The 23,533-nt window shown below is 70.1% G+C and carries 19 protein-coding genes; 7 read left to right on the top strand and 12 right to left on the bottom strand.

The window, feature by feature from the left end:
• The first annotated feature begins 2 nt into the window (after positions 1–2).
• The gene (locus QTI33_RS05350; RefSeq protein ID WP_286504749.1) at positions 3–902 is read left to right on the top strand and encodes a 5'-nucleotidase; all 900 of its coding nucleotides are present in this window, start codon (positions 3–5) and stop codon (positions 900–902) included.
• Here QTI33_RS05350 and QTI33_RS05345 read toward each other — a convergent pair.
• Genes QTI33_RS05345 through QTI33_RS05335 form a run of 3 tightly spaced genes read right to left on the bottom strand, consistent with a single transcriptional unit; the run spans position 899 to position 4,675 of the window.
• Entirely contained in the window at positions 899–2,563 is a 1,665-nt protein-coding gene (locus tag QTI33_RS05345; protein WP_286504748.1) for a putative 2-aminoethylphosphonate ABC transporter permease subunit, read from the bottom strand. The two genes, QTI33_RS05350 and QTI33_RS05345, sit on opposite strands and share 4 nt — an antisense overlap.
• Positions 2,560–3,627, bottom strand: coding sequence for an ABC transporter ATP-binding protein (locus tag QTI33_RS05340; RefSeq protein WP_286504747.1), 1,068 nt, complete (start codon positions 3,625–3,627; stop codon positions 2,560–2,562). Before QTI33_RS05340 ends, QTI33_RS05345 begins: the two co-directional genes overlap by 4 nt.
• 10 nt (positions 3,628–3,637) lie before the next feature.
• The gene (locus QTI33_RS05335) at positions 3,638–4,675 is read right to left on the bottom strand and encodes a putative 2-aminoethylphosphonate ABC transporter substrate-binding protein (RefSeq protein WP_286504746.1); all 1,038 of its coding nucleotides are present in this window, start codon (positions 4,673–4,675) and stop codon (positions 3,638–3,640) included.
• A 188-nt stretch (positions 4,676–4,863) separates the two neighbouring features.
• On the opposite strand from QTI33_RS05335, the gene QTI33_RS05330 reads away from it, so the two are divergent.
• Positions 4,864–6,630 carry an ABC transporter ATP-binding protein/permease gene (locus QTI33_RS05330; protein WP_286504745.1) on the top strand — a complete coding sequence of 589 codons (1,767 nt, stop codon included), beginning with the start codon at positions 4,864–4,866 and terminating at the stop codon, positions 6,628–6,630.
• Here QTI33_RS05330 and queC read toward each other — a convergent pair.
• The 5 genes from queC to QTI33_RS05305 all read right to left on the bottom strand — a co-directional run bounded on the left by queC (position 6,609) and on the right by QTI33_RS05305 (position 10,789).
• The gene (gene queC / locus QTI33_RS05325; RefSeq protein WP_286504744.1) at positions 6,609–7,310 is read right to left on the bottom strand and encodes a 7-cyano-7-deazaguanine synthase QueC; all 702 of its coding nucleotides are present in this window, start codon (positions 7,308–7,310) and stop codon (positions 6,609–6,611) included. The two genes, QTI33_RS05330 and queC, sit on opposite strands and share 22 nt — an antisense overlap.
• Positions 7,311–7,315: 5 nt before the next feature.
• A complete protein-coding gene (locus tag QTI33_RS05320) occupies positions 7,316–7,753 on the bottom strand; it encodes a TA system VapC family ribonuclease toxin (RefSeq protein ID WP_286504743.1) in 438 nt (145 codons plus the stop codon).
• The gene (locus QTI33_RS05315) at positions 7,750–7,977 is read right to left on the bottom strand and encodes a hypothetical protein (protein WP_286504742.1); all 228 of its coding nucleotides are present in this window, start codon (positions 7,975–7,977) and stop codon (positions 7,750–7,752) included. Before QTI33_RS05315 ends, QTI33_RS05320 begins: the two co-directional genes overlap by 4 nt.
• Before the next feature lie 71 nt (positions 7,978–8,048).
• Positions 8,049–8,510, bottom strand: coding sequence for a cyanophycin metabolism-associated DUF1854 family protein (locus tag QTI33_RS05310; RefSeq protein ID WP_444814811.1), 462 nt, complete (start codon positions 8,508–8,510; stop codon positions 8,049–8,051).
• 2 nt (positions 8,511–8,512) lie between these two features.
• Positions 8,513–10,789, bottom strand: coding sequence for a cyanophycin metabolism-associated ABC transporter (locus QTI33_RS05305; protein ID WP_286504740.1), 2,277 nt, complete (start codon positions 10,787–10,789; stop codon positions 8,513–8,515).
• A gap of 127 nt (positions 10,790–10,916) precedes the next feature.
• Here QTI33_RS05305 and QTI33_RS05300 point away from each other — a divergent pair, with 127 nt between their 5' ends.
• The 5 genes from QTI33_RS05300 to QTI33_RS05280 all read left to right on the top strand — a co-directional run bounded on the left by QTI33_RS05300 (position 10,917) and on the right by QTI33_RS05280 (position 18,158).
• Positions 10,917–13,157 carry a cyanophycin synthetase gene (locus tag QTI33_RS05300; protein ID WP_286504739.1) on the top strand — a complete coding sequence of 747 codons (2,241 nt, stop codon included), beginning with the start codon at positions 10,917–10,919 and terminating at the stop codon, positions 13,155–13,157.
• A 37-nt stretch (positions 13,158–13,194) separates the two neighbouring features.
• On the top strand, positions 13,195–15,762 hold the full coding sequence (gene cphA / locus QTI33_RS05295) for a cyanophycin synthetase (RefSeq protein WP_286504738.1): 2,568 nt from the start codon (positions 13,195–13,197) through the stop codon (positions 15,760–15,762).
• A gap of 148 nt (positions 15,763–15,910) precedes the next feature.
• Entirely contained in the window at positions 15,911–16,261 is a 351-nt protein-coding gene (locus tag QTI33_RS05290; RefSeq protein WP_286504737.1) for a hypothetical protein, read from the top strand.
• Positions 16,262–16,371: 110 nt separating this feature from the next.
• A complete protein-coding gene (locus QTI33_RS05285; RefSeq protein WP_286504736.1) occupies positions 16,372–16,623 on the top strand; it encodes a hypothetical protein in 252 nt (83 codons plus the stop codon).
• A gap of 38 nt (positions 16,624–16,661) precedes the next feature.
• The gene (locus QTI33_RS05280) at positions 16,662–18,158 is read left to right on the top strand and encodes a CYTH and CHAD domain-containing protein (RefSeq protein ID WP_286504735.1); all 1,497 of its coding nucleotides are present in this window, start codon (positions 16,662–16,664) and stop codon (positions 18,156–18,158) included.
• 25 nt (positions 18,159–18,183) lie between these two features.
• On the opposite strand, the gene QTI33_RS05275 is transcribed toward QTI33_RS05280, so the two are convergent.
• Genes QTI33_RS05275 through QTI33_RS05260 form a run of 4 tightly spaced genes read right to left on the bottom strand, consistent with a single transcriptional unit; the run spans position 18,184 to position 23,533 of the window.
• Positions 18,184–19,923, bottom strand: a complete 1,740-nt coding sequence (locus QTI33_RS05275; RefSeq protein ID WP_286504734.1) for an IlvD/Edd family dehydratase — start codon at positions 19,921–19,923, stop codon at positions 18,184–18,186.
• Positions 19,924–19,932: 9 nt separating this feature from the next.
• Positions 19,933–20,973 (bottom strand): galactofuranose ABC transporter, permease protein YjfF, encoded by a 1,041-nt coding sequence (gene yjfF, locus QTI33_RS05270; protein ID WP_286504733.1) that lies wholly within the window; start codon positions 20,971–20,973, stop codon positions 19,933–19,935.
• A complete protein-coding gene (locus QTI33_RS05265; RefSeq protein ID WP_286504732.1) occupies positions 20,970–22,013 on the bottom strand; it encodes an ABC transporter permease in 1,044 nt (347 codons plus the stop codon). The genes yjfF and QTI33_RS05265 overlap by 4 nt, the downstream gene beginning before the upstream one ends.
• Positions 22,010–23,533, bottom strand: a complete 1,524-nt coding sequence (locus QTI33_RS05260) for a sugar ABC transporter ATP-binding protein (RefSeq protein ID WP_286504731.1) — start codon at positions 23,531–23,533, stop codon at positions 22,010–22,012. The genes QTI33_RS05265 and QTI33_RS05260 overlap by 4 nt, the downstream gene beginning before the upstream one ends.

The raw sequence follows: 23,533 nt of genomic DNA, 5'->3' as shown, positions 1-23,533 counted from the left end.
CCATGGCGGCCTCACTCGACGACAAGCTGGTGGTGGCGATTTCCTCGCGCGCGCTGTTCAACCTCGAGGAAGAGAACCGGATCTTCGAATCGGGCGACGACGCGGGCTACATGAAGCTGCAGCTCGAACGGCTCGACGTCCCCGCCCAGCCGGGCATCGCCTATTCGCTGGTGCGCAAGCTGCTGCGCTTCAACGAAGCTGGCCAGCAGCGGGTCGAGGTCGTGATCCTGTCGCGCAACGACCCGGTGTCGGGCATGCGGGTGTTCCGCTCCGGGGTGGCCAATGGCATCTCGCTGCAGCGCGGCGTCTTCACGCAGGGCCGGCCGCCCTTCGGCTACCTGCGGCCGCTGCGCGCCCACCTGTTCCTCTCGGTCAATGCCGAGGACGTGCGCGAGGCGCTGGTAGCGGGCTTTCCCGCGGCCCGCGTGCTGGTCGAGTCGGTGCGGGCGAGCGATGCCTATCCGAACGAGGTGCGCATCGCCTTCGACGGTGATGCGGTGCTGTTCAGCGACGAGGCAGAGCGGGTGTTCCAGGCCGAGGGGCTCGACGCCTTCCAGTTGCACGAGTCCTCCAAGGCCGCGCTGCCGCTGCCCGAAGGACCGTTCAAGCCGCTGCTGGCGGCGCTGCACCGGCTGCAGCAGGCCGGCAGCCCCGACATGCGCATCCGCACCGCGCTGGTCACGGCGCGCAGCGCGCCAGCCCACGAACGCGCGATCCGCACGCTGATGAACTGGAACATCAAGGTCGACGAGGCCATGTTCCTGGGCGGCCTGCCCAAGGGCGAGTTCCTGCGCGAGTTCGAGCCCGACTTCTTCTTCGACGACCAGACCGGCCACGTCGACGCGGCGGCGCGCCATGTGCCCTCGGGGCACGTGAGCAGCGGCATCAGCAACCCGCGCTAGCGGCTGCGCCAACCCTCGGTCCGCGCCAGCACCGCACGCCCGGCCAGCGCGAACAGCCCGCGGCCGATGGCCGCGGTGAGCATGATCAGCGAGGCCATCGCCGCCGCCGGCGCCACGTCGCCGGCGTCGTCCATGTTCAGCACCGCGATCGCGGCCAGCGTGGTCTGGGGCGAATACAGGAACACCACCGCCGAGACGGTGGTCATCGCGTTGACGAAGAAGTAGCCGCCGACCTGCAGCACCGTGGGCAGCGCCACCGGCAGGTGCACGCGCCACAGCGTGCGCCAGAACGGCACGCCCATCGACTCCGCGACCAGCTCGTATTCGCGGTCGAGCTGGCGCAGCGCGGTGAGCGAGGTCAGGTGGGCGACCGAGAAGAAATGCGCCACGGTGCAGACGATCAGGATCGCCATGCCGCCGTAGAGCCCGTTGAGCGGATTCGAGGGTGCATTGAAGAAGAAGATGTAGCCCACGCCCAGCACCAGACCGGGCACCGCCAGCGGCAGGTTGGCCAGCAGGTTCAGCGCCTCGCGCAAGAGGCCGAAGTGGCGCGGCTTCTCCACCAGGTAGGCCGACAGGAAGGTGGCGGCCGCGCCGGCCGCCGCGGCGCCCAGCCCGAGCTTCAGCGAGTTGACATAGCTGCCCCAGCCGCCGCCATCCATGTTGCTGAAGTCGTAGTTCTTGAGCGACGGCGCCAGTTTGTAGGGCCAGTAGGTGGCGAGCGATGCGAACACCGCCATCCCGATCATCACGAGGATGGCCGCGGCGATCAGCAGGCAGACGCCGAGCAGCACGCGGTCGCGCAGCGCCACGGGCTCCGGCCGGTGCGGGGTCGCCCGGGCCGACATCGCGGCCGCCTGGCGCCGCCGCACCCGGCGCTCGACCGCGAACGACAGCACGGCCGGGATCAGGAGCACGAAGCCGACCACCGCACCCATCTGGAAGTTCTGCTGCCCGACCACCTGCTTGTAGATGTCGGTCGCCAGCACGCCGGTCTGGCCGCCCACCACCTTGGGCACGCCGAAGTCGGTGATGACCAGCACGAAGACCACCATGCAGGCCACGATCAGCCCGTAGCGCGAGGCCGGCAGGGTGACCGTGCGGAAGATCCGCCAGCGCGAGGCGCCGAGCGTCTGCGCCGCCTCGTAGAGCCGGCCGTCGGAGGTCGCCATCGCGGTGGTGAGGATCAGCAGCGCATGCGGCAGGGTCCAGAACACCGAGCCGAGCACGATGCCCAGCGGGCCGTAGATCGACAGGCCGCCCAGCCAGTCCTTGAAGAGGCCCTGGTTGCCGAACAGGTAGATCAGGCTGATCGCCGGCAGCAGCGAAGGCGCCAGCAGCGGCAGCAGCGCGACCGCGCGCAGCAGGCCCTTGCCGCGCATGCACGAGAGGGTGAGCGCATAGGCGTAGACGTAGGCGATCGCGGTGCACAGCACGGCACTCAGCGCGGCCAGCCAGACGCTGTTGAAGGCCGACTGCACCAGCGCCGGGTTGTCGAGGTAGCGGGCGAAGTTGGCCAGCCCGACGAAGGCCCCCGCATGGTTGAAGAAGCTCTGGCCCACCAGCGCGGCCACCGGCAGCGCGACGATCACCACCAGGGTGGCGAGCGCGAGCCCGAGGCCGGCCCCCGTGAGCCAGCGCTCGCGGTCGAGCGCCTTCAACGCGCCAGCACCGACAGCGCGTGCTGCGGCAGCTCGATGTGCACCATGCTGCTGGGCACCAGCGCCTCGCCGACCCGGTGGTCGGCCGGCAGTTCGGCCTCGATCTCGATCCCCAGCGGCTCGCAGGCCAGTCGGGCGGCGGTCCGGTTGCCGAGGAACTCGGTGTCGAGCAGCCGGGCCGCGAAGCTGTTGGCGCCCAGCCCGTCGCCGAAGCGACGCACCACCACCTGCTCGGGCCGGATGCCGACGGTGGCCTGCGCGCCCACCTGCAGCGCGCCGGGCGCGCATTGCAGCTCGCTGTCGCGCACCCGCACGCGGTCGCCGGCCAGCACGGTGGCGGGGAGCATGTTCATGCGGCCGACGAAGCTGGCGACGAAACGGGTGCGCGGGCGGTGGTAGAGCTCGCCGGGCGTGCCGGCCTGCTCGATGCGGCCGTCGTGCATCAGCACCACCCGGTCGGCCATCGACAGCGCCTCCTCCTGGTCGTGCGTGACCATGATCGTGACGATGCCCAGCCGCTTCTGCAGCGCGCGGATCTCGCCGCGCAGGCTGGCCCGCACCTGCGCGTCGAGCGCCGACAGCGGCTCGTCGAGCAGCAGCAGCCGCGGGTTGGGCGCCAGCGCGCGGGCCAGGGCCACGCGCTGCTGCTGCCCGCCCGACAGCTGCACCGGATACTTGTCGGCATGGGCGGCGAGGCCGACCAGGTCGAGCATCTCGCGCGAGCGCTTGGCCATCTCGCGCGCCAGCGCGCCGGTCGGATGCAGGCCGTAGGCGATGTTCTGCGCCGCCGTGAGATTGGGGAACAGGGCATAGGACTGGAACACCACGCCGAAGCCGCGCGCCGCCGGCGGCAGGCCCGCGATGTCCTGGCCGTTCAGCAGCAGTTGGCCGCGGTCCGCGCGCTCGATGCCGCAGACGATCCGCAGCAGCGTGGTCTTGCCGCAGCCCGAGGGCCCGAGCAGGCAGACGAACTCGCCGGGCTCGACATCGAGGTCGATGCCGTCCAGCACGCGGCTGGCACCGAAGGACTTGCCGACGCCACGCAGGGAAAGATAGGACGTCATGCGCCGGGTCTTACTGCGGCGGCGCCTTTTTTTCCGACTTCGACTCGTAGCGCTTCGACCACTCGGCCAGGATGCGGTCGCGGTTGGCGGCGGCCCAGTCGAAGTCGTTCCTGGCCAGCAGCTTCTCGACGTCGCCCGGCACGAATTCCAGCTTCTCCTGGATGCCCGGCAGCGCCAGCACCGCGAAGTTCTTGGCATAGAGCTCGTTGGCCTGCTTCGTGACCGCCCAGTCGGCCAGCGCCTTCGCGGCTTCCGGCTTCCTGGTCGTCTTCATGACGCCGGTGGCCTCCATGTCCCAGCCCAGGCCTTCCTTCGGCAGCACGATGTCGATCGGCGCGCCGTCGCGCTTGGTCTTGTTGGCGCGGTATTCGAAGGACATGCCGAGCGCGAACTCGCCGGCGCCGGCCTGGCGGCAGGGCTTGCTGCCGGACTGGCTGTAGATGCCGATGTTCTGGTGCAGCGCGTCCATGTACTTCCACGCCTTGTCTTCGCCCATCATCTGGATCCAGCCCGACACCATGAGGTAGCCGGTGCCCGAGGCGGCCGGGTTCGGCATCGTGATCTGGCCCTTGTAGACCGGGTGGGTCAGGTCGGCCCAGCTGGTCGGCTTGGGCAGGTTCTTCTTCTGCGCCTCGGTGGTGTTGAAGCAGATCGCCGACGACCAGACGTCCATGCCGACCCACTTGGGCGGGTTGGCGCTGTCGCGCATGGTCGGCTTGATGGCCTCGAGGCCCTTCGGCGCGTAGGGCTGCAGCATGCCTTCCTTGTCGAGCAGCATCAGCGAGGTGGCGGCCAGGCCCCAGACCACGTCGGCCTGCGGATTCGCCTTCTCGGCCAGCAGCTTGGCGGTCACGATCCCGGTGGAGTCGCGCACGAACTTGAGCTGGATCGAGGGGTTGTCCTTTTCGAAGGCCGCCTTGTAGGCCTGCACCTGGTCGGCCTCGAGCGCGGTGTAGACCAGGAGCTCGGTGCGGCCTTGCGCGACGGCGCCGGCGCCAAGGCCGAGCAGCACGACAGGCAGGAGGGATTGGAAGGTACGACGCAGCATGGGAAATTCCTATCGGGACACGGGAGAACAGCGCACGACGGTGCGCGAAGCCCGTCGATCATCGGCAGCGGATGTGACAGGCGTTTGTCAGCCGGACCCGGTTTTCAGCGCCGTTTAAGAAAGCGCGCCCGTGCGGGTTTAGGATGAAAGCAACGCGCCGCTCCCAGGCGTGAACCCACTCCCACGCCATGACTGCAAGCACCGGTTCCAAGAGCATGCTGACCACCCTGCGCCGCATCGGCGCGCTGGCGGCGCCCTACTTCAACTCCGAGGAGAAATGGCGGGCCCGGAGCCTGCTGGCGGCGATCGTGGCGCTCAACCTCGGCGTGGTCTACATGCTGGTGCTCAACAACCAGTGGTACGCGCGCTTCTACGATGCGCTGCAGAACAAGGACCAGGCGGTGTTCTGGCGCGAGATCGTCTACTTCTGCTGGATCGCGGCCGGCTTCATCGCGATCGCGATCCTGAAGTTCTACCTGACCCAGCTGCTGCAGCTGCGCTGGCGCGCCTGGATGACCCGCAGCTACCTGCAGCGCTGGATGGCCGACCGCACCTTCTACCGGCTCGAGCTGGCACGCTACGGCCAGCAGGACGGGCAGTCGCCGGACAACCCCGACCAGCGCATCCAGGAGGACATGCAGCTGTTCACCGACTACACGATGACGCTCTCGATGGGCCTGCTCAACGCGGTGGTCACGCTGGTGAGCTTCATCGGCATCCTGTGGGGCCTGAGCGGGGTGGCCAACTTCACGCTGCTGGGCCACAGCTTCTCGGTGCCCGGGTCGATGGTCTGGATCGCGCTGCTCTACTGCGCCGCCGGCACCGTCATCACCCACTACATCGGGCGGCCGCTGATCGGTCTCAACTTCCAGCAGCAGCGCTATGAAGCCGACTTCCGCCACCACCTGGTGCGGGTGCGCGAATACAGCGAGGCGATCGCGCTCGACCGCGGCGAGCAGGTCGAGCACGGCCAGCTCCAGCTGCGCTTCGGCGCCGTGCTGAAGAACTACCTGCAGCTGATCAAGAAGCAGAAGAACCTGGTGGCCTTCACGGCCTCGTTCGGCCAGGCCTCGGTGATCTTCGCCTTCATCGTGCAGGCGCCGCGCTTCTTCAGCGGTGCGATCCAGCTCGGCCAGCTGATGCAGGTCAACTCGGCCTTCGGCCGGGTCCAGGATTCGCTCAGCTGGTTCGTCGACAACTACGACCGGGTGGCCGTCTGGCGCGCCACCGCCGACCGGCTGAGCTCCTTCGAAGCCGCGATGCGGGCCAACGCCGGCGCCGCCAGCGCGCTCGAACGCACCCCGGCGGACAACGCCCGCGGCCTGCGCGCCGACGGCTTCGGCGTCACCCTGCCCGACGGCGCGCGCCTGATCGAAGGCGCCGCGCTGGCCGTCCAGCCGGGCGACACCGTGATGCTGCAGGGCCCGTCGGGCAGCGGCAAGTCGACGCTGTTCCGGGCCTTCGCCGGCATCTGGCCGTTCGCCAAGGGCCGGGTCTCGATGCCCGACAACACCATGTTCATCCCGCAGCGGCCCTATGTGCCGGACGGCCGGCTGCGCGACGCGCTGGCCTATCCCCAGCCGGCAGCCAGCTTCACCGACGCGCAGCTGGTGCAGGCCCTGAACGACGCCCTGCTGCCCGATCTCGCGCACCGCCTGGACGACCGCGACGCCTGGAGCCAGAAGCTCTCGGGCGGCGAACAGCAGCGCCTGGCGATCGCCCGCGTGCTGCTGCGCAAGCCGGCCTGGCTGTTCGCCGATGAAGCAACGAGTGCACTCGACGCCGACAGCGAGGCCACGCTCTACCAGCGACTGGCGGCGATGGTGCACGCCGCCGGCGGCGCCATGGTGTCGATCGCGCACCGGGCCTCGGTCGGCGACCACCACCAGCGCCGCTGGACCCTGGTGCCGCAGCCCGAAGGCAGCGGCGTGCGCTACAAGGTCGAGGCCACGTAGCCGGCCCAGCCGCGGGCCCGCAGTTCGCAGGCCGGGCAGCTGCCGCAGCCGTAGCCCCAGTCGTGGCGCTGCGTGCGATCGCCGAGGTAGCAGGTGTGGGTGTCCTCGACGATCAGCTCGACCAACGCAGCACCGCCGAGGCGCTGCGCCATGGCCCAGCTCTGCGCCTTGTCGATCCACATCAGCGGCGTCTCGATCACGAAGCGGCGGTCCATGCCGAGCGTGAGCGCGACCTGCAACGCCTTCATCGTGTCGTCGCGGCAGTCGGGGTAGCCCGAGAAGTCGGTCTCGCAGACGCCGGTGACGATGACCTCGAGGCCGCGCCGATAGGCCAGCGCGCCGGCCAGCGTGAGGAACAGCAGGTTGCGCCCGGGCACGAAGGTGTTGGGCAGGCCATTGGCCTGCATCTCGAAGGCGATGTCCTGGGTCAGCGACGAGGCGCTGACCTGGCCCAGCACGTCGACCGAGAGCAGGTGGTCGTCGCCGAGCCGGGGCGCCCACTGCGAAAAGCGCTCGCGCAGGCGGGCCAGCACTGTGAGCCGGGCGTCGAGCTCGACCCGGTGCCGCTGGCCGTAGTCGAAACCGATGGTCTCGACCCGCTCGTACTTCGCGAGGGCATCGGCCAGGCAGGTGGTGGAGTCCTGGCCACCGGAGAAAAGGACGAGGGCGGTGGTGTGCATGGTGTTCAGTCCGGGATCTTGATGTGGCGCTGCCGTTCGGCTGCGGTGGCGAGCAATTGCGCGATGCCGCCATCGAAAGTGAGCAGCCTGGCGCCGTGGCGCATGGCCAGCGTCAGAAGCCAGGCGTCGGTGATCTGCCGATGGCCGCGCAGGCCGCCGGTGCAGCAGCCCAGCACCTGCTCGATGCCGAAATCCAGCGCCAGGAAGCGATGCTTGGGATGCGCGGTATTGCGCAGCAGCACCTCGGCGATCTCGCCGATCGAGATGGCCTGGCCCGAGAAAGCCGGCTGCGAGATCACGCGCACGAAAGCGGCTTGCGTCAGTGCGCTGGTGGCCCAGCCCTCGCGCGCATGGCGCTGGAACCAGGTGAGCATGCGCGCGTGGTGCTCATGCGCCGGCCAGCCCAATGCGATCAGCGCATTGGCGTCCAGCAGCCAGCTCAAGGCGCGTCTTCCAGCAAATTCCTGACCTGGCGGCTGGTGACGCGGGGTGCATCGGCCGGCAGGTCGAACACCCAGACACCCGCCTTCTTGCGCACCGGCAGGCGCTCGCCGCCGCCGCGCCGGATCAGTTCGGAGATGGCTTGCCCGAGCTTCAGCGCGCGCGCCTGCGCATAGGCCTGGGCCACTTCGAAGGCGTCGTCTTCCAATGTGACCGTGGTGCGCATGGCTGATGCACTTTCATGGAGTTGATGCATTTCATTCTATTTGATGCACCTCCAAAAGCCCGCCGATGCCCCTACAGGAAGCGCTCCAGCAATTTGCGCGACCCCCGGTCCAGCGCCTTCACGTCAGGAATGCGGAACTGCACCCCGTGCGCGCTGGCGATCAGCAGTGCGCCACCTTCGAGCCGGCGGATGTCCTCCTCGGCCTTCAGCACGAAACTGGTCTCGCCGCGGTCGGTGCTGACGGTCCAGATGCTGGGCACGCCGAAGCTCGAGACCTTGTGCAGCCGCTGCAGCACGGGTGCGAAATCGCGCGGCGCGAGCTCCTCGCCCAGCAGCGCGCGCGCGCCGTCGGGCAGCTGGTCGAGGCGGTCGATCCAGAGCAGTTCGCGGCCGTCGGGCCCGACCAGCGAGAGCCCGTCGTCCGGCGCGGTCAACGGAAAGGCCCGCACCGGCACCACGCCCGCGTGGCGCTGGCCCTCGGCATCGGTCAGCACCAGCTGGCCGAAGCCATCGCGCTCGAGTTCGATGTTCATCATCATGCGTCCCCCGCCGGATGCGCGGCATGGCTGCCCAGCGCCAAGGCCACCGAGGCGCGCTCGGCCTGGGCGCCCGCGCTTTCGTCGTCGGCCTGGCGCAACTGCGCCTGGTAGAGCCGCCAGTAGGCGCCCTGCTTTTCCATCAGCGCGTCGTGCGGACCGACCTCGACCACCTCGCCGCGGTCCATCACCACCAGCCGGTCGGCCTTGCGCAGGGTCGACAGCCGGTGCGCGATCGCGATCGTGGTGCGGCCCTTCACGAGGTTGTCGAGCGCCTTCTGGATCTCCTTCTCGGTCTCGGTGTCGACCGCCGAAGTGGCTTCGTCGAGGATCAGGATGCGCGGGTCGATCAGGAGCGCGCGGGCGATGCTGATGCGCTGGCGCTCGCCGCCCGACAGGCCCTGCCCCCGCTCGCCCACCAGCGAGTCGTAGCCGTGCGCCAGCCGCAGGATGAAGTCGTGCGCATGGGCGGCGCGCGCCGCCGCGACGATCTCCTCGCGGGTCGCCTCGGGCTTGCCGTAGGCGATGTTCTGGGCGATGGTGCCGAAGAACAGGAAGGGCTCCTGCAGCACCAGCCCGACGTGACGCCGGTAGTCGGCGACCGCGAAGCGGCGGATGTCGCAGCCGTCGACCTTGATGGCGCCGTCGGTGACGTCGTAGAAGCGGCAGATCAGGTTCACCAGCGTGCTCTTGCCGGAGCCGCTGTGGCCGACCAGGCCGATCATCTCGCCCGGCTCGATCACCAGGTCGAGGTCGCGGATCACCGCCCGGCTGCCGTAGCGGAAGCCGACGTCGACCATCTCGATGCGCCCCTGCACGCGCTCCACCTTCACCGGGCTCGCCGGCTCGGGCACGTTGCTCACGTGGTCGAGGATGTCGAAGATGCGCTTGGCGCCGGCCGCGGCCTTCTGCGTCACCGAGACGATCCGGCTCATCGAGTCGAGCCGGGTGTAGAAGCGCCCGATGTAGGCGATGAAGGCGGTCAGCACGCCGACCGTGATGCGCCCGCGCGCCACCTGCCAGATGCCGAAGCCCCAGACCACCAGCAGGCCGACCTCGGTCAGCAGCGAGACGCTGGGCGTGAACAGCGACCAGGTCTTGTTGAGCTTGTCGTTGACCTGCAGGTTGTAGAGGTTGGCGGCGCGGAAGCGGTCGGCCTCGCGCTTTTCCTGGGCGAAGGCCTTGACCACCCGGATGCCCGGAATGGTGTCGGCCAGCACGTTCGTGACCTCGCTCCAGACCCGGTCGATCTTCTCGAAGCCGGTGCGCAGGCGATCGCGCACCACGTGGATCATCCAGGCGATGAAGGGCAGCGGCACCAGCGTCACCACCGCCAGCAGCGGGTTGATCGAGAACAGGATCACCGCGGTCATGGTGATCATCAGGACGTCGGTCAGGAAGTCCAGCGCGTGCAGCGACAGGAAGACGTTGATGCGGTCGGTTTCCGAGCCGATGCGCGCCATCAGGTCGCCGGTGCGCTTGCCGCCGAAGTAGTCGAGCGGCAAGGTCAGCAAGTGTTCGTAAGTGGTGGTCCGCAAATCGGCGCCGATGCGCTCCGAGACCAGCGCCAGCAGGTAGGTGCGGGCCCAGCCCAGCGCCCAGCCGACCAGCGCGGCGGCCAGCAGCGCGGCGAGGAACATCACGACCTTGGCGACCGCGATCTGCTGCCCGTTCTGGAACGGGATCAGGATGTCGTCCATCAGCGGGATGGTCAGGTAGGGCGGCACCAGCGTGGCGGCGGTCGAAGCCAGGGTCAGCAGGAAGCCGGCGATCAGCTGCTTGCGGTAGGGCTTGGCGAAGCGACCGAGCCGCAGCAGCACCCAGGTCGAAGGCGGCGCCTGCAGTTCGGGTTCGACGAAGGGCGCCTCGTCGGGCTCGGCGCCCGCCGCTGTCGCCTGCGCGACACCCTCGGTGCGGGCGTCGAACAGTTTCTGCAGCCGCAGCGCCGCCGGCTGCTGGGCCAGCGTGAAGCGCCAGCGGCCGAGTCGGCCTTCGGCCCCCACAAGGTCGAGCGTGCCGATGCCGGCATGGTCGCCGAGGTGGATTTCCAGGCCCGGCGTCGGGACCGGCCATTCGGACCATTGGCCGTCCGGAGACCGGGCCAGCAGGCGCTGGTCGGTCAGGGCCAGCAGGCCCGACTTGAATCGAAGTTGCCCGTCGAGGTCAACCGCCAGCGTCGCCAGAACGTTTTCCGCGACAGAGAGCCGACTTTTCAGAGCGTCTGAAGCCGCCTCCCCTTCGCCCCCCGGGGTTCCGACTGGATCGTGATGTTGCATTGTGTTTCTGTATCTCTGGCCCACCGACGGACCCTTCATGGCGCTCCCGGCGCGCCGATTCTGACCGATGGCCATGGGCGCGCTTGAGGGCGCATCCGTGCTCGGCCAAAGCACATCGAACGTTTTCATGACCCGTTTCGACGACATACGACTGCTGCGCATCAACTATTTGCGCGGCCCGAACCTCTGGACCTACCGGCCGGTGCTGGAAGTCTGGCTCGACCTCGGCGCCCTCGAAGACCACCCGTCCAACACCATTCCCGGCTTCACCGACCGCCTGACCACCTTGCTGCCGGCGCTGATCGAGCACCATTGCGGCGTCGGCGAGCGCGGCGGCTTCATCCAGCGCCTGACCGAAGGCACCTGGGCCGGCCACGTGATGGAGCACGTCGTGATCGAGCTGCTCAACCTGGCCGGCATGCCGACCGGCTTCGGCCAGACCCGCAGCACCTCGCAGCACGGCGTCTACCGCATGGTGTTCCGGGCCCGCGACGAGCAGGTCGCCCGGGTCGCGCTGGCCGAAGGCCACCGGCTGCTGATGTCGGCCATCAACGACCAGCCCTTCGGCGCCGCCGACGTCCAGCGTGCGGTCGACGCGGTCAAGGCCAAGGTCGAGGACTGCTACCTCGGCCCGAGCACCGCCTGCATCGTGGGCGCCGCCACCGACCGCGGCATCCCGCACCTGCGGCTCAACAGCGGCAACCTGGTGCAGCTGGGCTACGGCGCCAACCAGCAGCGCATCTGGACCGCCGAGACCGACTACACCAGCGCCATCGGCGAATCGATCGCCAGCGACAAGGAACTCACCAAGTCGCTGCTGGCCAGCTGCGGCGTGCCGGTGCCCGAGGGCCAGGTGGTGGCCAACGCCGAGGAAGCCTGGGAAGCCGCCGAGGACATCGGCCTGCCGGTGGCGGTCAAGCCCTCGGATGCCAACCACGGCCGCGGCGTCTCGCTCGAGCTCCACACCCGCGAGGAAGTCATGGCGGCCTTCGCGGTCGCCGAGCCTGAAGGCAGCGACGTGATGGTCGAGCGCTTCGTCCGCGGTTCCGAACACCGCCTGCTGGTGGTCGGCGGCCAGGTGGTCGCGGCCGCGCGCGGCGAGGTCATCACCGTGACCGGCGACGGCAGCGCCAGCGTGGCCCAGCTGATCGACAGCCAGCTCAACAGCGATCCCCGCCGCGGCGCCGAAGAGGAATATCCGCTCGACGTGATCGTCCTCGCGACCGACGCCAAGCTGCAGCTCGAGCTCAAGCGCCAGGACCTCGACGGCCAGGCCGTGCCCGCGGCCGGCCGGATCGTGACCATCCAGCGCAACGGCAACATGGCGATCGACTGCACCGACCAGGTGCATCCCGACGTGGCCCACGCGGCCGTGCTGGCCGCCCGCGTGGTCGGCCTGGACATCGCCGGCGTCGACCTGGTGGCCGAGGACATCTCGCGCCCGCTGGTCGCGCAGGGCGGCGCGATCGTCGAAGTCAACGCCGGCCCCGGCCTGCTGATGCACCTGAAGCCGGCCGTCGGCTCGCCGCGGCCGGTCGGCCGCGCGATCTGCGACCACCTCTTTCCGGACGACGCGCCGGGCCGCATCCCCGTGGTCGGCGTCGCCGGCTCGCAGGACACGGCCGTGCTGTCGCGCCTGGTGGCCTGGCTGGTCGGCCTCGGCGGCCGCCACACCGGCCTGGCCTGCCGCGACGGCCTGTTCCTCGAACGGCGCCGGGTCGACGCCCGCGACAGCGCCCACTGGGAAGCCGGCCGCCGGCTGCTCGTGAACCGCGCCGTGCAGGCGGTGGTGATCGAGAATGGCGCCGAGACCATCCTGCGCGACGGCCTGGCCTACGACCGCTGCGAAGTCGGCATCGTGACCGACCTCGAAGGCGCCCAGGCGCTGGGCGAGTTCGACATCACCGAGAGCGACCAGATGGTCCGGGTGCTGCGCACCCAGGTCGACGTGGTGCTGCCCGAGGGCACCGCCGTGCTCAACGCCGGCGATCCGCGCGTGGCCGGCCTGGCGCCGCTGTGCGACGGCGATGTCATTCTCTACGCCGCCGACCCGCAGGCCGAGGCGCTGGCCAAGCACCGGGAAGCCGGCGGCAAGGCGGTGCTGGTGCGCCAGGACCGCGTCGTGCTGGCCAATGGCAGCAGCGAATCCTTCCTGCCCGGCCTCGGCCGGCTGACCGTCTGGCGCGCCACCCACGCGGGTGTCAGCCTCGAAAGCCTGCTCGCCGCGGTCGCCGCCGGCTGGGCGCTGGGCATTCCGCTGAACCTGATCGGTGCCGGCGTCGAAGCCTTCGAAGCCGACCTGCAGGCGGCGCTGGCCTCGCTGCAGCTGTCACAGACCCTGATCCCCACCGAACAACAATTTGCCTGACCGGCCGGGCCTGCGGGCCCGCCGGCGCCTGAACGCCATGGAAGTCACTCGCATCCGCGCCCTCCGGGGCCCGAATCTGTGGAGCCGCCACACCTGCATCGAGGCGATCGTCTCGTGCAGCCCCGACGAAACCGCGATGGAGCGCCTGCCGGGCTTCGAAGACCGGCTGCGCGCGCTGTTCCCGACCATCGGCGAGCTGCACCCGGTCGTGCTCGGCCAGCCGCTGGCGGTCGCGCACGTGCTCGAGAACGCCGCCGTCGCGCTGCAGGCCCAGGCCGGCTGCCCGGTCAACTTCGGCCACACCTCGCGCACCATCGACGAAGGCATCTACCAGGTCACCTTCCAGTACAGCGAGGAAGCGGTCGGCCGGCGCGCGCTGGAACTGGCCCGGGCCCTGATCGACGCCGCCCAGGGCGGCACCGAATTCGACGCCACCGCGGCGATCACCGAGCTGCGCGACCTCGACGAATCCGAGCGTCTCGGCCCGAGCACCGGCTCGATCGTCGATGCGGCGGTCGCGCGCGGCATCCCCTACCGCCGCCTCACCAGCGGCAGCCTGGTGCAGTTCGGCTGGGGCTCCAAGCAGCGCCGCATCCAGGCCGCCGAGGTCGACAGCACCAGCGGCGTGGCCGAGGCCATCGCCCAGGACAAGGAACTCACCAAGCAGCTGCTCAATGCCGCCGGCGTGCCGGTGCCGCTGGGCCGGCCGGTGAGCGACGCCGACGACGGCTGGGCCGCGGCCCAGGCGATCGGCCTGCCGGTGGTGGTCAAGCCGCAGGACGGCAACCAGGGCAAGGGCGTCACGGTCAACATCACCAGCCGCGAGCAGCTGCTGGCTGCCTACGACTCGGCCGCCGCCTACGGCGAGGTGATGGTCGAGAAATTCCTGCCCGGCTTCGACTTCCGACTGCTGGTGGTCGGCGACCGGCTGGTGGCCGCGGCCCGCCGCGACCCGCCGCAGGTCATCGGCGACGGCGTCAAATCGGTGCGCGAACTGGTCGAGACGGTCAACCTGGACCCGCGCCGCGGCGAGGGCCATGCCACCTCGCTGACCAAGATCCGGCTCGACGACATCGCCATCGGCCGGCTCGAATCCCAGGGCCTGAAGCCCGACAGCGTGCCCGCGCTCGGCCAGCGCGTGGTGCTGCGCAACAACGCCAACCTGTCGACCGGCGGCACCGCCACCGACGTGACCGACACGGTGCACCCCGAAGTCGCCGCCCGCGCGGTCGATGCGGCCCAGATGGTCGGCCTGCACATCTGCGGCGTCGACATGGTCTGCGAGAACGTGCTGCGCCCGCTCGAGGAGCAGCACGGCGGGGTGGTCGAAGTCAATGCCGCACCCGGCCTGCGGATGCACATCTCGCCCTCCTTCGGCCGCGGCCGCGCGGTCGGCGAGGCGGTGATGGACACCCTCTTCGCCCACGGCGACGACGGCCGCATCCCGGTGGTCGCCGTCACGGGCACCAACGGCAAGACCACCACCGCGCGGCTCATCAACCACCTGCTGGCCGGCAGCGGCCTGCGCACCGGGATGACCAACACCGACGGCGTCTACGTCGACGGCCGCCAGACCGACAGCGGCGACTGCAGCGGCCCGAAGAGCGCGCGCAACGTGCTGCTGCATCCCGACGTCGATGCCGCCGTGTTCGAAGTGGCGCGCGGCGGCGTGCTGCGCGAAGGCCTGGGCTTCGACCGCTGCGAGGTGGCGGTGGTGACCAACATCGGCAGCGGCGACCACCTCGGCCTCAACTACATCACCACCGTCGAAGACCTGGCGGTGCTCAAGCGCGTGATCGTGCGCAACGTCGCGCCCGGCGGCTACGCGGTGCTGAACGCGGCCGACCCCAACGTCGCGGCGATGGCCACCAGCTGCCCCGGCAACGTGATCTTCTTCAGCGCCGACCGGACCCATCCGGTGATGGCCACCCACCGCGCGCAGGGCAAGCGCACGGTCTACGTCGACCAGGACGCGGTGGTCGCGGCCGAAGGCTCGTGGCGCGAACGCATCCCGCTGCGCGACGTGCAGATCACGCGCAACGGCACCATCGGCTTCCAGGTCGACAACGTGATGGCCTCGGTGGCCGCGGCCTGGGCCGTGGGCCTGGACTGGGACACCATCCGCAGCGGTCTCGCCAGTTTCAAGAACGACGCCGCCGGCGTGCCCGGCCGCTTCAACGTGATGGACTACCGTGGCGCCACCGTGATCGCCGACTACGGCCACAACACCGACGCCATGCGCGCCCTGGTGGCCGCGGTCGACACCATGCCGGCCAAGAAGCGCTCGGTGGTGATCAGCGGCGCCGGCGATCGCCGCGACTGCGACATCCGCGACCAGACCGCGATCCTCGGCCAGGCCTTCGACGACGTGATCCTCTACCAGGACGCCGCCCAGCGCGGCCGCGCCGACGGCGAAGTCATGGCGCTGCTGCGCCAGGGTCTGGAGGGCGCGGAGCGCACCCGCGCCATCGACGAGATCCGCGGCGAGTTCATCGCCATCGACACCGCGCTGGCCCGGCTGCAGCCCGGAGACCTGTCGCTGATCCTGGTCGACCAGGTCGAAGAGGCGCTGGCCCACCTGGCCAAGCGCATCGCGGCGGGCTGAACCGTCGGCGCGACGCTGTCCGACAGAAAAGCGCGCCTGAGGGAAGCCGGGCGCGGCCCCCTCGTCCCACACGCTCCTTGAGCCCCGGCCCCCACAGTGGCGACCTGGGGCGGCGCAAGTCCGCGCCGCCATGACTCAAGGAGTGACCATGAGAAACACACTGCGTTCCTGTTCCGCCGCCCTGCTGGCCGCCGGCAGCCTGTTCGGCGCCTCGGCCGCCTTCGCCGCCGGCCCGCCCCTCGGCACCCTGCCCTGCGACGGCATGATGCAGGACCGTGCAGCCTGCATGCGCGAGCGCGGCGCGGCCGCCGACACGGCGCGCCGCGGCGGCTTCCCCGCCCCGGACGCGTCCACCCTGCAGCAGAATGCGCTGGCCCGTTGCGCGCGCCAGCCAGACAGCGACCGCGAAGCCTGTGAAGCCCGGGTCATGGCCGGCAATGTGACCGGCAGCGTCCTTGGCGGCGGGGTGATCCGGCAAGCCGAAACGCCGGTTCGTTGAGCCTTGCATGACAAGCGGGGGAAACCCCAGGCTTGTCATGCGACTGTCACAATCCGCCCGGGGTGGCTGGCTATAGTCATGGGAATGTACTAACGAGGAAGCTTGTCCCCATGAACGCCATCAAGGTCGCCCGCCGATTCATCGAAACGGACCCGGCCGACGCGTCTGCCAAGATCCTCGCCCGACTGGTCCTGGCGCTCGAATCCGAGGCCAGTTTCGAGCTGGTCACGCTCTATGACCTCGACTACAAGAGCTTCCAGCTGGCCATGGACATCCTGAAGGAATGGCGGCTCGATCGCTACTACGCCAGCAAGTCCAAGCTGTACGATCTGTCGGTGCAGGTCAGCGAACTCAAGGAGTGAAGGCGGCACCCGATGCGGTCGGGTCCCCGTGTGGCCCCGTGGTCGAATTCGAGCTCAAGTTCCAGGTCGATGCCGCGCACCAGGCGGCGGTCGAAGCAGCGGTGGCGCGCGGGCGCTCGCACCGGGCGCATCTGCGCGCCCGCTACTACGACACGGCGGACGGCGCGCTGGCATCGCAACACATCGTGCTGCGGGTGCGCAAGGAGGACGGCGCCTGGGTCCAGACCGCCAAGGCCCCCGGTGAGCGCCTGGTCGAGCGTCTCGAACACAACGTCGAACTCCCTCCTTCCCGGGGCAACGATATGCCGCCGCCCGTGGTCGGCCGCCATGACGGCACGCCGGTCGGCGAACGGATCGCCGAGGCCCTGCGCCGGGCCGGCCACGACCCTGCCGCCGTCGCGCTGGTCCCCTTGTACGGCACCGACGTGTGGCGCACCACGCGCGAGATGCGCAGCGGCGATGCGCTGGTCGAGCTGGCCTTCGACCTCGGGTCGGTGCGCGCCGGCGACCGCACCCATGCGCTGCGCGAGCTCGAGATCGAGCTGAAGCACGGCAGCCCGGCGTCGCTGCTCGAACTCGCCGGCCGCTGGCGCGCGCGCTACGGCCTCTGGCTCGACACCGTGTCCAAGTCGCAGCGCGGCGAGCGCCTGGCCCGCGGCGTCGAGCACGGCGCGCCGGTCAAGGCCACGGCGCCGCGGCTGGACGCCGATGCGAGCGGCCCGCAGGTGTTCCGCGCGGTGCTCGACAGCTGCCTGAGCCAGATCCTTCCGAACGCCAGCGAGGTCGCGGCGGACAGCACCGATCCCGAGCATGTGCACCAGTTGCGCGTCGGCATCCGGCGCCTGCGCACCGCCCTGCGGGAGATGGCCGACTTCGCGCCGGCCATCGACCCGGCCTGGGAGCCGGCGCTGGCCGACACCTTCGGCGCGCTGGGCCGCCAGCGCGATCGCGAGCACGTGATGCGCAGCGTGCAGCCGCAGCTGGAAGCCCACGGCGCACCGCCCTGCAGCATCGCCGGGGCCTCCGATGCCAGCCCTTCGGCCGCGGCGACGGTGCGGGCCCCGGCCTTCCAGGCGGTGCTGATGAGCCTGATCGCCGCCTCGCTGCCCGGCGCCGCCGCGGCCGAGCCCGGCGCCAAGGCTCCCTCGGCCCGCAAGGCGCTGCGGGCCCGGCTCTCGAAGCTGCATCGGCAGGTGCTGCGCGACGGCAAGCGCTTCGAGAGCCTTGGCGCGCTCCAGCAGCACCGTGTGCGCAAGCGCCTCAAGCGCCTGCGCTACCTGGGCGAATTCGTGGCGCCGCTGTTCGGCCGCCGCGCCGCCGAACGCTTCCTGGCGCAACTGGAGCCGGCCCAGGACGCCCTCGGCGCCCACAACGATGCCGCAACCGCCATGGCCGCCTACCGCGCGCATGCCGCGAACGAAGGCGCCGCCTGGTTCGCGGTCGGCTGGCTGGCGGCCAACCATCCGGCCAGCGCCAAGCAGTGCCGCAAGGCACTCGCCAAGGTGGCCGACCTGACCCCGTTCTGGAAGCCCTGAAGGTCTCCGTGCAGGCCCTGCGGCCTCAATGGGAGTGCCGCGGCACGGCCGCACCGCGGCAGCCGACCAGAAAATCGAAATCGCAGCCCAGGTCGGCCTGCAGCACGTGGTCGACGTAGAGCCGCTGGTAGCCGCCACCGGTCGCGGGCGCGGCGCGGCCTGCGATCGCCTGCAGCCGCCCGGCCAGCTCGGCGTCGTCGATGTCCAGGTGCAGCCGTCCGGCCTCGCAGTCGAGTTCGATCCAGTCGCCGTCCTGCACCGCCGCCAGCGGGCCGCCGTCGGCCGCTTCGGGCGCGACGTGCAGCACCACCGTGCCGTAGGCGGTGCCGCTCATGCGGGCGTCGGAGATCCGCACCATGTCCTTGACGCCCTGGCGCAGCAGCTTCGGCGGCAAGCCCATGTTGCCGACCTCGGCCATGCCCGGGTAGCCTTTCGGCCCGCAGTTCTTCATCACCATCACCGAACTGGCGTCGATCTCCAGCGACTCGTCGACGATGCGTTCCTTGTAGTGCTCCAGGTTCTCGAACACCACCGCCCGGCCCCGGTGCCTGAGCAGTTCGGGCGAAGCGGCCGAGGGCTTGAGCACCGCGCCCCGCGGCGCCAGGTTGCCGCGCAGGATGCACATGCCGCCATCGGCGACCAGCGGATTGTCCAGCGGGCGGATCACCTCGTCGTTGAAGCTCGGCGCCTCGCGCACGTTGTCCCACAGCGAGCGGCCGTTGACCGTCAGCGCGCCGGGATGCGGCAGCAGGCCGTGCTCGCCCAGGCGGCGCAGCACGGCCGGCAGGCCGCCCGCGTAGTAGAACTCCTCCATGAGGAAGCGGCCCGAGGGCATCAGGTCGACCAGGGTCGGCGTGCCGCGGCCGAAGCGGGTCCAGTCCTCGAGCGCCAGCGCGACGCCGATCCGGCCGGCGATCGCCTTCAGGTGGATCACCGCATTGGTCGAGCCGCCGATCGCGGCGTTGACGCGGATCGCGTTCTCGAAGGCCTCGCGGGTCAGGATCTTCGACAGCGTGAGCCCCTCGCGCGCCATCTCGACCGCCCGCATGCCCGACATCTGCGCCAGCACGTAGCGCCGCGCATCGACCGCCGGGATCGCCGCGTTGTGCGGCAGCGAGGCGCCCAGCGCCTCGGCCATGCAGGCCATGGTCGAGGCCGTGCCCATGGTGTTGCAGGTGCCGGCCGAGCGCGACATGCCGGCCTCGGCCGACAGGAACTGGTGCAGGTCGATCTCGCCGGCCTTCATAGCCTCGTGCAACTGCCAGACGGCAGTGCCGGAACCGATGTCGCGGCCCTCCAGCTTGCCGTTGAGCATCGGCCCGCCGGTGACGACGATGGCCGGGATGTCGCAGCTGGCGGCCCCCATCAGCAGCGCCGGCGTGGTCTTGTCGCAGCCGGTGAGCAGCACCACGGCGTCGATCGGATTGCCGCGGATCGCCTCCTCGACATCCATGCTCGCGAGGTTGCGCGTCAGCATCGCGGTCGGCCGCAGGTTGGACTCGCCATTGGAGAACACCGGGAACTCGACCGGAAAGCCGTTTGCTTCTGATATACCGCGCTTGACGTGCTCGGCGATCTTGCGGAAGTGCGCGTTGCAGGGCGTCAGCTCGGACCAGGTGTTGCAGATGCCGATCACCGGCCGGCCGTCGAACTCGTGGTCCGGAATGCCCTGGTTCTTCATCCAGCTGCGGTACATGAAGCCGTTCTTGTCGGCCGGGCCGAACCATTCGGCGGAGCGCAGCTTCCGGGTCGGGGTGTCGGGCATGCGGCGGGCTCAGTGGCTGCCCGTGCCGCGCGCCGTGAACAGGCGCTGCAGCAGGCAGAAGACGAACAGCAGCACGCCCACCACGATGCGGGTCCACCACGAGCTCAGCGTGCCGTCGAAGGAGATCAGGGTCTGGATGATGCCCAGCATGAGCACGCCGAACAGCGTGCCCACCACGTAGCCGACGCCGCCGGTGAGCAGGGTGCCGCCGATCACCACCGCGGCGATGGCGTCGAGCTCGAGACCGATCGCATGCAGGCCGTAGCCCGACAGCATGTAGAAGGTGAAGACCACGCCACCCAGCGCCGAGCAGAAGCCCGACAACGTGTAGACGCCGACCACCGTCGAACGCACCGGCAAGCCCATCAACAGCGCCGACTGCTCGCTGCCGCCGATGGCGTAAACCGCTCGGCCGAAGGGCGTGAAATGGGCGATGAACACCGCCAGTGCCACCACCGCCAGCGCGATCAGCGCCGACACCGACAGCGAGGCATCGCCCCACACCGGCAACCGCCACTGCGAGACCTTGGCATAGAACTCGTTGGTGATGCTGATCGAGTCGATGCTGATCAGGTAGCACAGGCCGCGCGCGAGGAACATGCCGGCCAGGGTCACGATGAAGGGCTGCAGCCGGAAGCGCTCGATCAGCAGCCCCATGAAGGCGCCGAAGGCCGTGCCCATCGCCAGCACCAGCGGAATCACCAGCGCCGGGCTCCAGCCGTGCTTTTCGACCAGCGAGGCCGAGACCATGGTGGTCAGCGCGATCACCGAGCCGACCGACAGGTCGATGCCGCCGGACAAAATCACGAAGGTCATGCCGACCGCGACGATGCAGACGAAGGCGTTGTCGATCAGCAGGTTCAGGAACACCTGCGGCGAGAAGAAGCCGTCGTAGAAGACCGAGCCCAAGGTCGCCATCAGCATGAACAGCGAGATCGTCGCCGCCAGCGGCAGGTACTTGGGATTGAAGCGCGCGCCGCCCGGCCGGCCGTGCGCCGCCGCCGTCGCGCCCTCGGCCGCCGCGGTCTCGTTCGACACCAGCGCGCTCATCGCGTCGCCCCCCCGTGCGCCGGCCGCACCGCCAGCTGCCGCAGGCTGGCCCGGAACTCGGCCGACTGCAGCAGCATCACCACGAACACCACCACCGCCTTGACCACCAGGTTGATCTCGGGCGGCACGCCGAGCGAATAGATCGCATAGGTCAGGGTCTGGATGATCAGCGCACCGATCACGCTGCCGACCAGGCTGAAGCGCCCGCCGGTGAGCGCCGTGCCGCCGAGCGTCACGGCCAGGATGGCGTCGAGTTCGAGCAGCTGGCCGGCGTTGTTGCCGTCCGCGCTCTTGACGTTGGAGCTGATCAGCAGGCCCGCGATGCCGGCGCAGAGGCCGCAGAACATGTAGGCGCCGACCACGATGCGGCGCGCCCGCACGCCGGCGACCCGGGCCGCGCCCGGATTGATGCCGACCGCCTGGATGAACAGGCCGAGCGCGCTGCGCGTGATCGCCAGGTACAGCAGCGCGAAGACGAAGGCCGCGACGTAGACCGAGAACGGCAGCCCGAACAGGTAGCCGCTGCCGATGAAGAAGAAGGGCGCGTAGTAGATCGTGATGATCTGCCCGCCGGTGATGAGCTGCGCGATGCCGCGCCCGGCCACCATCAGGATCAGGGTCGCGATGATCGGCTGCATGCCGACACGCGCCACCAGCAGGCCGTTCCACAGGCCGCAGGCCAGCGCGGCGCCGAGCGCGCCGACGATCGCCAGCCACATCGGGAAGCGGCTCACCTGCGCCGCCGCGCCGTTGCTGACCACCAGCGAGCCGCCGATCATCCAGGCCGCGATGGCCGCCGCGATGGCCACCACCGCGCCGACCGAGATGTCGATGCCGCGGGTGGCGATCACCAGCGTCATGCCGAGCGACACCAGCACCAGCGGCGCGGCCCGGTTCAGGATGTCTATCAGGCTGCCGTAGAGATGGCCGCTGCGCCATTCGAGGTGCAGGAAGCTCGGATTGAAGGCGGCGTTGATCGCCAGCAGCAGCAGCAGCGTGACCAGCGGCCAGGCGAGGCGGTGTTTGAACAACTGCGTCATGCGTCCGCCGCGATCAGTTCGTAGACCGCGTCCTCGCTGCTGCCGCCGGGCAGTTCGCCGACCTTGCGCCGCTCGCGCAGCACCGCGATGCGGTGCGACACGCGCACCACCTCGTTCATTTCGGAGGAGATGAACAGCACCGCCATGCCGCCGCGCGCGAGCCGCAGGATCTCGTCCATGATCTCCTGCTTGGCCGCGACGTCGATGCCGCGCGTCGGCTCGTCGAGGATCAGCAGCCGCGGCGCGATCGCCAGCCAGCGCGCCAGCACCGCCTTCTGCTGGTTGCCGCCCGACAAGAGGCCGATCGGCGTCTCGATGCTGGCGGTCTTGATGCCGAGCGCCTTCACGAAGCGCTCGGCCAGCGCGGCCTGCTCGGCGCGCGACAGCGTGTTGCGCACGCCGCGCCGCGCCTGCAGTGCCAGCGCGATGTTCTCCCGCACCGACAGCTCGGCCACGATGCCGTCGGTCTTGCGCTCCTCCGGGCACAGCGCCAGGCCGTGCCGCACCGCATCGGCCGGGCTCGCCAGTTCGACCGCGACGCCGTCGACGCGCAGCCGCCCCTGGTCGGGCCTGGCCAGCCCGAACAGCAGCCGCGCCAGCTCGGTGCGGCCGGCGCCGAGCAAGCCGGCCAGGCCCACCACCTCGCCGGCGCGCACCCGCAGGTCGACCGGCTGCAGCTGCCCGCGCTGGCCCAGGCCCTCGGCCTCCAGCAGGGCCGGCGCCGCGGCCTCGATCGGCGGCAGCTCGGCGTGGCCGCTGGCCTGTGCCGCGAATTCGCGGCCGACCATCGCCGAGATCAGGGCCTGCGGCCCCAGCTCGGCGGGCGTCCATTCGCCGACCCAGCCGCCGTTGCGCAGCACCGTGATGCGGTCCGAGACCGCGTAGACCTGGTTCAGGAAATGCGTGACGAACAGGATCGCCAGGCCCTGCCCCCGCAGCCGGCGCAGCACGGCGAACAGGCTCTTCACCTCCTCGTCGTCCAGGCTCGAGGTCGGCTCGTCGAGGATCAGCACCTTCGACGACAGGCCCAGCGCACGCGCGATCGCCACCATCTGCTGCACCGCCACCGAGTAGCTCGACAGCAGCTGCGTGACGTCGATGTCGATCTCCAGCCGGGCCAGCAGCGCGCGCGCCTCGCGGTGCACCGCGGCCCAGTCGATGCGCCAGCCCTGGGCCGCGCCGCGGCGCGGATAGCGGCCGGCGAAGATGTTCTCGGCCACCGACAGGTTGGGGCAGAGATTCACTTCCTGGTAGACCGTGCTGATGCCCAGGTGCTGCGCGTCGAGCGGCGAGGCCGGCCGGATCGGCTGGCCGGCCAGCGCCATCTCGCCGGCATCGGCCGGGTAGACCCCCGTGAGCACCTTGATCAAGGTCGACTTGCCGGCACCGTTCTGCCCCAGCAGGGCATGGATCTCGCCGCCGCGAAGGCGCAGCGAGACGCCCGACAGCGCCGGCACGCCATTGAACTGCTTGTCGATGCCCGTGAGCTGCAGCACGGGCGCGCCCGTTGATGTGTCCAT

Source organism: Variovorax davisae (assembly GCF_030316845.1).
GTDB classification, from domain to species: Bacteria; Pseudomonadota; Gammaproteobacteria; order Burkholderiales; family Burkholderiaceae_C; genus Variovorax; species Variovorax davisae.
The sequence above is the reverse complement of the archived record's forward strand: the minus strand, read 5'-3'. Positions and strand labels throughout refer to the sequence as shown.

Coding starts and splice junctions, on each gene's coding strand:
- QTI33_RS05350 (WP_286504749.1), top strand. CDS start 3: ATGGCGGCCTCACTCGACGACAAGCTGGTGGTGGCGATTTCCTCGCGC.
- QTI33_RS05340 (WP_286504747.1), bottom strand. CDS start 3,627: ATGACGTCCTATCTTTCCCTGCGTGGCGTCGGCAAGTCCTTCGGTGCC.
- QTI33_RS05335 (WP_286504746.1), bottom strand. CDS start 4,675: ATGCTGCGTCGTACCTTCCAATCCCTCCTGCCTGTCGTGCTGCTCGGC.
- QTI33_RS05330 (WP_286504745.1), top strand. CDS start 4,864: ATGACTGCAAGCACCGGTTCCAAGAGCATGCTGACCACCCTGCGCCGC.
- queC (WP_286504744.1), bottom strand. CDS start 7,310: ATGCACACCACCGCCCTCGTCCTTTTCTCCGGTGGCCAGGACTCCACC.
- QTI33_RS05315 (WP_286504742.1), bottom strand. CDS start 7,977: ATGCGCACCACGGTCACATTGGAAGACGACGCCTTCGAAGTGGCCCAG.
- QTI33_RS05310 (WP_444814811.1), bottom strand. CDS start 8,510: ATGAACATCGAACTCGAGCGCGATGGCTTCGGCCAGCTGGTGCTGACC.
- QTI33_RS05305 (WP_286504740.1), bottom strand. CDS start 10,789: ATGCAACATCACGATCCAGTCGGAACCCCGGGGGGCGAAGGGGAGGCG.
- QTI33_RS05300 (WP_286504739.1), top strand. CDS start 10,917: ATGACCCGTTTCGACGACATACGACTGCTGCGCATCAACTATTTGCGC.
- cphA (WP_286504738.1), top strand. CDS start 13,195: ATGGAAGTCACTCGCATCCGCGCCCTCCGGGGCCCGAATCTGTGGAGC.
- QTI33_RS05290 (WP_286504737.1), top strand. CDS start 15,911: ATGAGAAACACACTGCGTTCCTGTTCCGCCGCCCTGCTGGCCGCCGGC.
- QTI33_RS05285 (WP_286504736.1), top strand. CDS start 16,372: ATGAACGCCATCAAGGTCGCCCGCCGATTCATCGAAACGGACCCGGCC.
- QTI33_RS05275 (WP_286504734.1), bottom strand. CDS start 19,923: ATGCCCGACACCCCGACCCGGAAGCTGCGCTCCGCCGAATGGTTCGGC.
- yjfF (WP_286504733.1), bottom strand. CDS start 20,973: ATGAGCGCGCTGGTGTCGAACGAGACCGCGGCGGCCGAGGGCGCGACG.
- QTI33_RS05265 (WP_286504732.1), bottom strand. CDS start 22,013: ATGACGCAGTTGTTCAAACACCGCCTCGCCTGGCCGCTGGTCACGCTG.
- QTI33_RS05260 (WP_286504731.1), bottom strand. CDS start 23,533: ATGGACACATCAACGGGCGCGCCCGTGCTGCAGCTCACGGGCATCGAC.